Source organism: Geomonas limicola, assembly GCF_014193675.1.
Classification (GTDB): Bacteria; Desulfobacterota; Desulfuromonadia; order Geobacterales; family Geobacteraceae; genus Geomonas; species Geomonas limicola.
This window is the reverse complement of record NZ_BLXZ01000002.1, coordinates 276,465-287,830: the sequence shown is the minus strand read 5'-3', so window position 1 is coordinate 287,830 and position 11,366 is coordinate 276,465. Positions and strand designations below refer to the sequence as shown.

Annotated in this window: 12 protein-coding genes; all 12 read left to right on the top strand. The window is 62.1% G+C overall.

The annotated features are described in order from the left end of the window. The first annotated feature begins 3 nt into the window (after positions 1-3). The 12 genes from H7688_RS05115 to H7688_RS05060 all read left to right on the top strand — a co-directional run bounded on the left by H7688_RS05115 (position 4) and on the right by H7688_RS05060 (position 11,282). Entirely contained in the window at positions 4-429 is a 426-nt protein-coding gene (locus H7688_RS05115; protein WP_183353568.1) for a F0F1 ATP synthase subunit B family protein, read from the top strand. A gap of 2 nt (positions 430-431) precedes the next feature. Continuing rightward, a complete protein-coding gene (locus tag H7688_RS05110; RefSeq protein ID WP_183359978.1) occupies positions 432-1,049 on the top strand; it encodes a F0F1 ATP synthase subunit B in 618 nt (205 codons plus the stop codon). After that, complete coding sequence (gene atpH / locus H7688_RS05105; RefSeq protein WP_183359977.1) at positions 1,046-1,588, top strand: ATP synthase F1 subunit delta; 543 nt, start codon at positions 1,046-1,048, stop codon at positions 1,586-1,588. The genes H7688_RS05110 and atpH overlap by 4 nt, the downstream gene beginning before the upstream one ends. A gap of 9 nt (positions 1,589-1,597) precedes the next feature. After that, a complete protein-coding gene (gene atpA / locus H7688_RS05100) occupies positions 1,598-3,106 on the top strand; it encodes a F0F1 ATP synthase subunit alpha (RefSeq protein ID WP_183359976.1) in 1,509 nt (502 codons plus the stop codon). A 19-nt stretch (positions 3,107-3,125) separates the two neighbouring features. Next, complete coding sequence (gene atpG / locus H7688_RS05095; protein ID WP_183359975.1) at positions 3,126-3,989, top strand: ATP synthase F1 subunit gamma; 864 nt, start codon at positions 3,126-3,128, stop codon at positions 3,987-3,989. 49 nt (positions 3,990-4,038) lie between these two features. Then, the gene (gene atpD / locus H7688_RS05090) at positions 4,039-5,451 is read left to right on the top strand and encodes a F0F1 ATP synthase subunit beta (RefSeq protein WP_183359974.1); all 1,413 of its coding nucleotides are present in this window, start codon (positions 4,039-4,041) and stop codon (positions 5,449-5,451) included. Positions 5,452-5,568: 117 nt separating this feature from the next. After that, entirely contained in the window at positions 5,569-5,982 is a 414-nt protein-coding gene (locus H7688_RS05085; protein WP_183353562.1) for a F0F1 ATP synthase subunit epsilon, read from the top strand. Positions 5,983-6,290: 308 nt separating this feature from the next. Next, complete coding sequence (locus H7688_RS05080) at positions 6,291-7,088, top strand: transporter substrate-binding domain-containing protein (RefSeq protein WP_198424456.1); 798 nt, start codon at positions 6,291-6,293, stop codon at positions 7,086-7,088. A 98-nt stretch (positions 7,089-7,186) separates the two neighbouring features. Then, entirely contained in the window at positions 7,187-7,987 is an 801-nt protein-coding gene (locus H7688_RS05075) for an amino acid ABC transporter permease (RefSeq protein ID WP_183359973.1), read from the top strand. Beyond that, positions 7,977-8,705 (top strand): amino acid ABC transporter ATP-binding protein, encoded by a 729-nt coding sequence (locus H7688_RS05070; protein ID WP_183359972.1) that lies wholly within the window; start codon positions 7,977-7,979, stop codon positions 8,703-8,705. The genes H7688_RS05075 and H7688_RS05070 overlap by 11 nt, the downstream gene beginning before the upstream one ends. A 94-nt stretch (positions 8,706-8,799) precedes the next feature. Then, entirely contained in the window at positions 8,800-10,191 is a 1,392-nt protein-coding gene (locus tag H7688_RS05065) for an MATE family efflux transporter (RefSeq protein WP_183359971.1), read from the top strand. Positions 10,192-10,250: 59 nt separating this feature from the next. Further along, positions 10,251-11,282 (top strand): retropepsin-like aspartic protease, encoded by a 1,032-nt coding sequence (locus H7688_RS05060; protein WP_246329716.1) that lies wholly within the window; start codon positions 10,251-10,253, stop codon positions 11,280-11,282. Positions 11,283-11,366 lie beyond the last annotated feature (84 nt).

The following is an 11,366-nucleotide window of genomic DNA, read 5'->3' as shown; positions in this document are numbered from 1 at the left end:
TTGGTGATCAATTTAGACATCGCATTTGTATTCCAGCTGGTGAACTTCCTGGTCCTGGTGCTGCTGCTGAACGTCTTCCTGTACAAGCCGATCAGGAAGCATCTTGCCGACCGGGCCGCGCTGATCGCCGGCGCCAAAGAGAAGAGCGCTGCCGTTGATCGCGAGGTGCAGGAGAAAATGGCCAGCTACGAGGCCCGCCTGCGCGAGATCCGCTCCGGTGCCGCCGACGAGCGCGCTGTCCTTAAGAAGGAAGCGCAGGCTCAGGAGGCCGCCATCCTCGAGAAGGCCCGTCAGGAGTCGACCGAGAAGCTCGCTTCCATCAAGGCCAAGGTCGCCAAGGAAGCCGAGGAAGCCCGCGCTGCCCTGAAGGCGAGCGCCGAGGCCCTGTCCGCCGATATCTGCGAAAAAGTACTCGGAAGGAGTCTGTAAGCATGCATATTACTCGTATCTCCCGCACCGCCCTGACCGCTCTCTGCGTCTGCGGCATCGTCCTCGGCCTGGCCGCCTTCGGTTTCGCCGAAGAGGCCCAGCACGCCGCTGGCGGACACGAAGGCGGGCATGGCGCCGCTCAGATGAAGGACTTCATCTGGCGCTGTGTCGACTTCGGCGCCCTGGTGGTCCTCGCTGTCTGGGCCATCAAGAAGGCCGACCTGAAAGGGACCCTGGCCGCCCGTTCCGCCGGCATCAAGCGCACCCTGGAAGAAGCGGTCGCCGCCAAGGAAGCCGCCGAAAAGAAGTTCCAGGAGTACAACGGCCGCCTCGAGGCCGCCAACCAGGAGATCGAGCAGATCTCGGCCAACATGAAGCGCGAGGGTGAGCTGGAGAAGGAGCGCATCGTCGCCGAGGCGAACGCAGCAGCTGCCCGCATCGTGGCCCAGGCCGAAGTGGCCGCCGAGCAGGAAGTGCTCAAGGCGAAAAACGAGCTCCGCGCCGAGGCCGCCAAGCTGGCCGTCGAGCTGGCCGAGCAGAAGATCGTGAAGAACATTGCAAAAGGCGACCAGGACAAGCTGGTGGGCGAATATATCTCCAAGGTGGTGACTCTACATTGAGCATTAACGCGATTGCCAAACGTTACGCCAAGGCGCTGGTGCAGATAGGTTCCGAGTCCGGGGCCGTCGACCAGTACAACGCCGACCTGGGCCGGTTCAGCGCGCTTCTTACCGAGAACCGCGAACTCGCCCAAGTGTTCAGCAACCCCGCCTACGGCATCGAGTCCAAGACCGAGATCATGAAGGAGCTGGTTAGCCGCTCCCAGGTCTCCCCGATCGTATCCAACCTGCTGATGCTCCTTTTGGAGCGCGGCCGCCTCGTTGCGCTGCCGCTCATCGCAGAGAGCTACGGCGCCATGGCCGACGAGCTGTCCGGCGTGATCCGCCCGACGCTCACCTCCGGCCTGCCGCTGGACGCCGCCCAGATCGAGGAGATCAAGGCGACGCTCGCGAAGTCGACCGGCAAGAAGGTGGAACTCAAGGTTGAAGTGGATCCCTCGCTCATCGGCGGTGTTATCACCAAGATCGGCGGCAAAGTCTTTGACGGAAGCGTAAGGACACAGTTAGCAAGAATTCAAGATACATTACAGAAGGGGTGAGACGGTTCTATGGAAATCAAAGCGGAAGAAATCAGCGAGATTATCAAGAAGCAGATCAAGGGGTACGGCAAAGAGGTAGAGGTAGCCGAAACCGGCACCATTATCTCCATCGGTGACGGTATTGCCCGTATCCATGGTCTTGACAAGGCGATGGCAGGCGAGCTGCTCGAGTTCCCGGGCGGTATCACCGGCATGGTCCTCAACCTGGAAGAAGACAACGTCGGTGCCGCGATCCTCGGTGACTTCTCCGAGATCAAGGAAGGCGACCAGGTCAAGCTGACCGGCAGGATCGTCGAGGTCCCGGTAGGTGACGCCCTGGTGGGCCGCGTGGTCAACGCGATCGGCGAGCCGATCGACGGCCTGGGCGCCATCAATACCTCCACCTTCGGCAAGGTCGAAGTGAAGGCCCCCGGCATCGTCAAGCGTAAGTCGGTGCACCAGCCGATGCAGACCGGCCTGAAGGCGATCGACTCCATGGTTCCGATCGGGCGCGGTCAGCGCGAGCTGATCATCGGCGACCGTCAGACCGGCAAGACCGCCGTCGCCATCGACACCATCATCAACCAGAAGGGCGGCGACGTGATCTGCATCTACGTCGCAATCGGCCAGAAGCGCTCCACGGTTGCCCAGGTCGTCTCCAAGCTGAAAGAGCACGGCGCCATGGATTACACCATCGTCGTCGCGGCTACGGCTTCCGAGCCGGCTCCGCTGCAGTTCATCGCCCCCTACACCGGCGTCACCATGGGCGAGTACTTCCGCGACAAGGGCCAGCACGCCCTGATCATCTACGATGACCTCTCCAAGCAGGCCGTCGCATACCGCCAGCTCTCCCTGCTGCTCCGCCGTCCGCCGGGGCGCGAAGCTTACCCGGGCGACGTCTTCTACCTGCACAGCCGTCTCCTGGAGCGTGCCTGCAAGGTGTCCGACGAGTGCGGCGCCGGTTCGCTCACCGCTCTGCCGGTCATTGAGACCCAGGCGGGCGACGTGTCGGCCTACATCCCGACCAACGTTATCTCCATCACCGACGGCCAGATCTACCTGGAGAGCGACCTGTTCTACTCCGGCGTACGCCCGGCCATCAACGTCGGCCTCTCGGTTTCCCGCGTCGGCGGCTCGGCCCAGATGAAGTCGATGAAGCAGGTTGCCGGTACCCTGCGTCTGGCCCTCGCCCAGTACCGCGAGATGGCAGCCTTCGCCCAGTTCGGTTCCGACCTGGACAAGGCGACCCAGATGCAGCTCGCCCGCGGTGCACGCCTGGTTGAGATCCTGAAGCAGCCGCAGTACCGTCCGCTCTCCAACGAGAAGCAGGTTCTGGTCATCTTCGCAGCCAACAACGGCTACGTTGACGACTACCCGGTCGCGTCCCTGGGCCGTTACGAGACCGAACTCTACGCGTTCTTCGACTCCCGCAAGGCTGACGTTCTGGCCACCCTGCGCGACAAGAAGGCCATCGACGACGACCTGAAAGCCCAGATCGTCGCCGGCCTCGAGGAGTTCAAGAAGGAATTTACTGCCTAATCCAAGGACGGACAGCTAAATGGCGAACCTTAAGAGCATTAAAAAACGGATCGTATCCGTAAAAAATACCCGCCAGATCACCAAGGCCATGAAGATGGTCTCGGCGGCCAAGCTGCGGCGCGCCCAGGAGAACGTAGTAGCGGCGCGGCCGTACGCCGGGAAGCTGGCCGAGGTGCTGGAGCGCCTGGCAGCAAGCCAGGAGGCGGATGCCAATCCCCTCATGGTGCAGCGCGAGAGCCGGCGGGCCCTCCTGGTGGTGGTCACCTCGGACCGCGGTCTCTGTGGCGGCTTCAACGCCAACCTCTCCAAGGCAGCCGAGCGCTTCATCCGTGAGCGCAAGGGCGAGTTCAGCGAGCTTTCGCTGATGACCATCGGCCGCAAAGGGTACGAGTTCCTGAGAAGCCGTCACACGGTCAGGAAGCACCACGGCAACATCTTCTCGACCCTCTCCTACCAGACCGCGGCCCTGGTGGCCCAGGAACTGATCGAGGGGTACCTGGCCGAGGAGTACGACGAAGTCTACGTCATCTACAACGCCTTCAAGAGCGTCATGACCCAGGACATCACCCTGGAGCAGCTCCTCCCCATCGCCCCGAAGAACCAGGACGACGAGGAGCAGGGGGTCGAGTACATCTACGAGCCTTCCAAGGCGGCCCTTCTGGACGAGTTGTTGCCCAAGCACATCGAAGTCCAGGTGTTCAAGGCGCTCCTCGAGTCGGTTGCCTCCGAGCACGGCGCACGTATGACGGCGATGGACGCCGCCTCCAAGAACGCGACCGAGATGATCGGGAAACTTACCCTGATCTACAACCGGGCACGTCAGGCGGCCATCACCACGGAGCTGATGGAAATCATCTCCGGTGCGGAATCCATTAAAGGTTAAAACTTATAACAAATAGTGGTCCGCGAGGGCCGCAGGAGGAAGAGGTTACATGAGCCAGAACATCGGAAAAATTTCGCAGGTCATCGGCGCGGTTATCGACGTCGAATTCGAGCCGGGCAAGCTCCCGCCGATCTACCAGGCACTCCGGGTTACCAACCCGGCCATTGACGATCAGCCGCTGAACCTGGTTCTGGAAGTTGCCCAGCACCTGGGCGAGAACGCTGTCCGTACCATCGCAATGGACTCCACCGATGGTCTGGTTCGCGGCCAGGAAGCCGTCGATACCGGCAAGCAGATCTCCGTCCCGGTCGGCAAGAAGACCCTGGGCCGCATCCTGAACGTCATCGGCGAGCCGGTTGACGAGATGGGTCCGGTTGGCGCCGAGAAAGAGTACGGCATCCACCGCGACGCACCGCTCTTCGTGGACCAGTCCACCAAGGTCGAGGCGTTCACCACCGGCATCAAGGTCGTCGACCTCTTGGCACCGTACGCCAGGGGCGGCAAGATCGGCCTGTTCGGCGGCGCCGGCGTAGGCAAGACCGTTCTCATCATGGAACTCATCAACAACATCGCCAAGCAGCACGGCGGTTTCTCGGTCTTCGCCGGCGTGGGTGAGCGTACCCGCGAAGGGAACGACCTCTGGATGGAGATGAAAGAGTCGGGCGTTCTCGACAAGGCCGCTCTCGTGTACGGCCAGATGAACGAGCCGCCGGGGGCACGTGCCCGCGTCGCACTCTCCGCGCTCTCCATCGCCGAGTACTTCCGTGACGAGGAAGGCCAGGACGTGCTCCTCTTCGTTGACAACATCTTCCGCTTCACCCAGGCAGGTTCCGAGGTGTCCGCACTTCTGGGCCGTATCCCTTCCGCGGTAGGTTACCAGCCGACCCTGGCAACCGAGATGGGCGAGCTGCAGGAGCGCATCACCTCGACCAAGAAAGGTTCCATCACCTCGGTCCAGGCGATCTACGTACCGGCCGACGACTTGACCGACCCGGCTCCGGCTACCGCCTTCGCCCACTTGGACGCCACCACCGTTCTCTCCCGTCAGATCGCCGAGCTCGGCATCTACCCGGCAGTGGACCCCTTGGACTCCACCTCCCGTATTCTCGACCCGCAGGTTATCGGCGACGAGCACTACGGTGTGGCCCGTCAGGTCCAGTACGTTCTCCAGAAGTACAAGGATCTCCAGGACATCATCGCCATCCTCGGTATGGACGAGCTCTCCGAGGAAGACAAGCTGGTCGTGGCCCGCGCCCGTAAGATCCAGAAGTTCCTCTCCCAGCCGTTCCACGTGGCAGAGGCCTTCACCGGCTCCCCGGGCAAGTACGTCGAGCTGAAAGACACCATCAAGGGCTTCCAGGAAATCATCGCCGGCAAGCACGACGACCTCCCCGAGCAGGCCTTCTACATGGTCGGCACCATCGAGGAAGCCATCGATAAAGCCAAGAAGCTGGCTGTCTAATCAAACGATAGGTGGGGCGAGTGACAGCTCGCCCTGCCTCGACCTTCACAATCCCATTGGTTCTGCGGTAAAGACCGGCCCGCATGGGACGGCGCAGGACTCTAAGAAGGGTTATATATGGCTGAAAAACTGAAAGTAGAACTGGTAACTCCCTACAAGAAGGTCCTCTCGGAAGAAGTCGACGAGATCACCGCAAACGGTGCACTCGGCGAGTTCGGCGTGCTTCCGGGCCATGCTCCCTTCCTTACCTCCCTGAAGATCGGCGAGCTGACCTATAAAAAGGACGGTGCGCTGTACCACATGGCGGTCAACTGGGGCTACTTCGAAGTAGAGAACGACACGGTTACCGTCCTGGTCGAGACCGCCGAGAAGGCGGACGAAATCGATCTGGAGCGCGCCAAGGCCGCTCTGGGCCGCGCCGAGGCCGAGCTTAAAGGGCTCACCCCGGAGGACAAGAACTTCCGCATCTACGAGGCCGCTCTCGAGCGCGCCCTGATCAGGGTTCAGGTTGCCGGCAAGGCGAAGCTGTAACCGATACATTTTGCATAAAGAACGAAAAAGAGCGGCTTGAGGCCGCTCTTTTTTTGTTTGTGGGTGGCCGAACCGGCAGTGGCCCCTCCGAATACTATTGCGCGGGTGCGCATCCCTCTCCCGGAGGGCGAGGGGAAATTCACTCACACGATGGAACTCATCCAGTACGAGAAGATTACTTGTCCACACTGTTCCCGCCTGCTCCAGACTCAGTGGCACCACGCAAGCACAAGTAAGCGTCCCTTCATTGACAGTAACCGACCCAGGGTGTATTAGGTATCAGCAACTTTTATCAGTGGAGGTGCACCTTGTTCAAAGGGATCAAGTGTATTGGCCTGTTAACTCTAGTCCTGGTCCTGCAGTTAGCCGTTTCGATACCGGTGCACGCCGCTGGAAAACCGCTGGTGGTGGGTATGGAGTTGGCGTACCCGCCATTCGAGATGACCGATGCCAAGGGGAAGCCCGACGGGGTCAGCGTACAGTTGGCCTACGAGCTGGGCAAGGCGCTGGGGCGGCCGGTGGAAATCAGGAACATGGCCTTCGATGGGCTGATCCCTGCACTGAAGACGGGGAAGATCGACCTGATCATCTCTTCGATGACGGCGACGCCTGAGCGCGCCAAATCCATCGACTTCTCGGATCCCTACCTCACCACGGGCCTCTGTCTGTTGGCCGGCAAAAATGTCCGGGGCAGCACCATCGTCGACTTCGATCAGCCGGGGCGTACCATCGCCGTCAAGAAAGGGACCACCGGTCACCTCTACGCAAGTAACAACCTGAAGAAAGCAAAGGTCCTGGTACTGGACAAGGAAGCGGCCGCGGTGCTCGAGGTGGTGCAAGGGAAGGCCGATGCCTTCATCTACGACCAGATGTCGACCTACCAGAATTTTCAGAGAAACCGGGATACCACCCGCCCGATACTCAAGCCCTTCCAGACCGAATCCTGGGCCGTCGGCATCCGTAAAGGGAACGACGAGCTTAAGGCAAAGGTCAACCGGTTTCTTTTCGAGTTCAGGAAGAGCGGCGGTTTCGGCAAGCTCGGCGACCGCTACCTGAAGGAGGAGAAGGACGCCTTCCAGCAGCTGGGGTTCCCGTTCTTCTTATAGGTGCAAGGCTGTTGCTCCCCTGACCCTGCGGGGGAAGGGGAGGTCGCCGAGGCCACTACCGGCTCCACTCCCTGTTCTAAGCGACCACCCGAGGTTTCATGAAATCACGCTGGACAGCCGCCTTCTTCGTACGCCGCAGGGGCAACAAGGAAGAGATTACCCTGCACGGAAGAATCATCGGCGTGCTGCTGGCAGTCCTCATCCTCGCCGCCATCTTCAGCTACGCCTTCTACCGCCTCCAGTACGGCTGGAACTGGGGCGCCATCTATGGTTACCGGCAGAAATTCCTCACCGGTTGGCTGGTGACCCTGGCCATTTCCGCGGCCTCGCTCATCACCAGCATCTTCTTCGGTCTCTGCACGGCGCTCGCCCAGCGTTCCTCCTTGCTCGTCGTGCGCTACCTCGGCAAGATCTACGTCGAGCTGATCCGCGGCACGCCGCTCCTGGTTCAGATCCTGGTCTTTTTCTACGTAGTTGCTGACGCCTTCGGTATCGGTAACCGCTATGCAGTCGGGGTGCTGACCCTGGCGCTCTTCGCCGGCGCCTACATCAGCGAGATCATCAGGGCGGGGATCGAAAGCGTCGGCGATACCCAGCTCGAATCGGCCCGCGCCATCGGCCTGACCCGCGGCCAGACCTACCGCTTCGTGATCTTCCCCCAGGTGATGCGCCGGATCCTGCCCCCCTTGGCCGGCCAGTTCGCCTCGCTCATCAAGGACTCCTCGCTGCTTTCCATCATCGCGGTGAGCGAACTCACTCTGAACGCCCAGGAGGTGAACGCCTTCACCTATTCCACCATGGAGAGCTACCTGCCGCTTGCCGTCGGTTACCTGATACTGACCTTGCCGATATCGCTGTTGAGCCGCTACCTGGAGGGAAGGTTCCGCTATGCAACTTAAGCTGACCAACCTGGTAAAGCGCTTCCAGGGCCAGACGGCGCTGGATGGCATAACGCTCGAGGCCGAGGCGCGCTCCCTGGTGCTGATCGGCCCCTCCGGAGGGGGGAAGTCGACTCTCTTGCGCGTGCTCGCCGGGCTTGAGCTCCTGGACCAGGGGAGCGTCCTCATCGACGGCGACCCGCTCCCCAGCCACGAGGAGCACCTGATCCGCTACCGGCGCCGCATAGGGACCGTGTTCCAGGCCTACAACCTCTTCCCCCACCTGACGGCGCTGGAGAACGTGACCCTGCCGCTCGTGCAGGCGCACGGCCAGCCGCGGGCAGAGGCGACCGCGTATGCGCTCGAGCTTTTGCGGCGCTTCCACCTGGAGGCGCATGCCCACAAGATGCCCATGGAACTCTCCGGTGGTCAGCAGCAGCGGGTGGCCATCGTGCGTGCCATCGCCATCAAGCCGCGCTTCCTGCTGCTGGACGAACCCACCTCGGCCCTCGATCCGGAAATGACTGCCGAGGTCCTCGACCTGATCGCCGAGCTGAAAGCGGAGGGGCGCGAGCTCATCCTGGTGACCCACAACATGGGGTTCGCGCGCCGGGTGGCGGATCACTGCCTGTTCCTCTCCGGCGGCAGGATCCTGGAAACCGGCCACGCGGACGAACTCTTCAACCAGCCAAAGACCGCGGAGTTGACCAGCTTCCTGAGCAGGGTCCTTAAGTACTGAGGCAAATCCGGCTTGCCCCGCCCGACAAACCGGGGTAACATCCTCCCTTCGCCAATCCGGTGTCCATCCAGCACTCTCGAGAATCACACGACCTATGAGCCAACAGTTCGACCTCCTGAACCAGCCCATTCCGAAGCTGATCCGCAAGATAGCGGTTCCCACCAGCATCGGCTACTTCTTCAACACCATGTTCAACGTGGTGGATACCTACTATGGGGGGAAGGTCTCGACCGAGGCGCTCGCCGCGCTTTCCATGTCCTTTCCGGTCTTCTTCCTGATCATCGCCGTGGGTGCCGGGATCTCCACCGGGGCCACCGCCCTGATCGGCCATGCCCTGGGAGCCGATAACCGGAAAGAGGCGGGCCACCTCGCCGTGCAGACCATCTCCTTCGGACTGGCCAACGGCGCCCTGGTGACCGCGGCCGGGCTCTTGCTCGCCCCCTGGCTCTTCACCCTGTTGGGAGCCACCGGGAAGGTGCACGACCTGGCGCTGAGCTACATCAACGCCATCTTCATGGGGAGCCTTTTCTTCCTGGTCAACTTCGTGTTGAACTCGATCCTCAACGCAACGGGAGATACCAAGAGTTTCCGCAATTTCCTGGTGGCCGGGTGCCTGTTGAACCTGGTCCTCGACCCGTGGTTTCTCTACGGCGGCTTCGGCATGCCGGCACTCGGCGTGGCGGGGGTCGCCTGGGCGACCGTGGTGATCCAGGCCCTCGGCAATGTCTACCTCATCGGCCGCACCAAGCGTACCGGCCTGTTAACGGGATCGCTGCACGGGCTGCTGCCGGAGCGGCGCGCCTACCTAGAGCTCTTCAAGCAGGGCTTCCCCTCCAGCCTCAACATGCTCACCGTGGGACTGGGGATCTTCGTGATCACCTGGTTCGTGGGGCGCTACGGCCGCGACGCGGTGGCAGCCTACGGCATCGCTACCCGCATCGAGCAGATCGCCCTGATGCCGATCATGGGGATGAACGTCGCCACCCTCGCCCTGGTCGCGCAGAACTTCGGCGCCCGCCGGCTGGAGCGGGTGCTGGAAACGGTGCAGACCGCACTGAAAGCCGGTGTGGTGCTGATGGCGTTCGGGACCGCAGGCGTGTTCCTCTGGGCCGGGCCCCTGATGCGACTCTTCACCAAGGATCCGGCGGTGGTGCAGATCGGCGTCAACTACCTGCACATCGAGGTGTTCGTCTTCATTGCCTACGTGATCCTCTACACCAGCGTCTCGGTGCTCCAGGGGCTGAAACGCCCGGTTTTCCCGCTGATCCTCGGGCTCATGAGACAGATTGTCCTGCCGGTGCCGGTTTTCTACCTCTTGGCCGTCCTCCTCGGCTGGGGGCTCTACGGCATCTGGTGCGGGATCCTGGTGGTTACCTGGGGTGCCGCGCTGGTAGCGATGCTCTACGTCCTGCGCACGGTATCGCGGATGACACATGAGGAGAAGAAGCTGGTGAGGGAACCCGACGCCGGAAACATTGTGCGTTAAACTTTCCCCATCTTTTCCGGGGCCCGCTGCTTTCGCGGCAGCCGGGCGAGGAGGTGGGGATGGAACTGAAAGCACGTTGTGCTGTACTGAAGGCGAAGCTGGCCGCCGAGCTGTCCGAGGTACCCCGAGAGCAGGAGCGCGGGGAGCTCCTGCTGGCGGGGCTTTACGAGATGAGCCGGACGGTCCTTACCGAGCTCGGCCCGCCGCTGCACACCACGGAGTATGCAGAAAAGCAGGCTGCGGTCCTGGAACTGGTGAGTTTCATCGCCATCCCCATGATCAGAAGCGCCTCCAGGGACACCCGCGGCGTGGCGGTACTGACCGAGATAGCCGAAGGGTGCCCAGACCCGCTGCTCAAGAAGAAGCTGAAGGTCTATGCCCAGCAGCTCCTGGCAGCGTGCAGCCGCCCCAGCGAGCGGAGCAGCTTCCGGGTGGGTCGCGTTGCTGCCGTGGGGAGCTTTCTTCTGGTGGCCCTGCTGGCGGGCTTGGTGATCCGTTCCGGTGAGCTGCCGAATGTGCCGGAGCGGCGTGAGGCCCTCGCGGTACCTCGACCCGCTGCCCTGCCTGCACCGGCGCAGGCGCAGGCGCCGCTCCCGCCGACTAGCACAGGGGGGGCACCTTCGATCACCCTGAAATTGACCAAACCGCCGGCTGAAGCCGCACCCGGTTCGCTTGGAGAACACGGCCAGGTGCGGGGAGACGCCCAGTTCACCAGGGTGCAGGTCATCAACAACCAGATCCTGGTGCCGGTTCTCATTCGCCACGGGGCCGAGAGCATCCGGGTGGAACTGGTTCTCGATACCGGTGCGACCCGCAGCTCGATCCACGAAGGGGTGGCGGGGAAACTGAAGATCGACCTGAAGTCGGCGCGCGCGACGCAGGCGGAGGTCGCCGACGGCAGGCTCGTCCATGCCTGGGCGGCACCCGTCGACTCACTGAGCGTGGGGCCTTTCACCATGACGGGTCCCGAACTGGACGTCCTTCCCTACCGTGGCAGCCAGGGGCTGCACGACGGCCTGCTCGGCATGGACTTCCTGGCGAAACACCCCTACCAGGTGGATATGGAGCGGGAGCTGATTCGGTGGAACTGAAGGCAGGTAATTTAATTGACGATTGACGATGGACAACTGACAACGGGAAGCGGTAGGTCGCTCACCGTTGACTGAGTACTGAAA

Coding starts and splice junctions, on each gene's coding strand:
- H7688_RS05110 (WP_183359978.1), top strand. CDS start 432: ATGCATATTACTCGTATCTCCCGCACCGCCCTGACCGCTCTCTGCGTC.
- atpA (WP_183359976.1), top strand. CDS start 1,598: ATGGAAATCAAAGCGGAAGAAATCAGCGAGATTATCAAGAAGCAGATC.
- atpG (WP_183359975.1), top strand. CDS start 3,126: ATGGCGAACCTTAAGAGCATTAAAAAACGGATCGTATCCGTAAAAAAT.
- atpD (WP_183359974.1), top strand. CDS start 4,039: ATGAGCCAGAACATCGGAAAAATTTCGCAGGTCATCGGCGCGGTTATC.
- H7688_RS05085 (WP_183353562.1), top strand. CDS start 5,569: ATGGCTGAAAAACTGAAAGTAGAACTGGTAACTCCCTACAAGAAGGTC.
- H7688_RS05075 (WP_183359973.1), top strand. CDS start 7,187: ATGAAATCACGCTGGACAGCCGCCTTCTTCGTACGCCGCAGGGGCAAC.
- H7688_RS05070 (WP_183359972.1), top strand. CDS start 7,977: ATGCAACTTAAGCTGACCAACCTGGTAAAGCGCTTCCAGGGCCAGACG.
- H7688_RS05065 (WP_183359971.1), top strand. CDS start 8,800: ATGAGCCAACAGTTCGACCTCCTGAACCAGCCCATTCCGAAGCTGATC.
- H7688_RS05060 (WP_246329716.1), top strand. CDS start 10,251: ATGGAACTGAAAGCACGTTGTGCTGTACTGAAGGCGAAGCTGGCCGCC.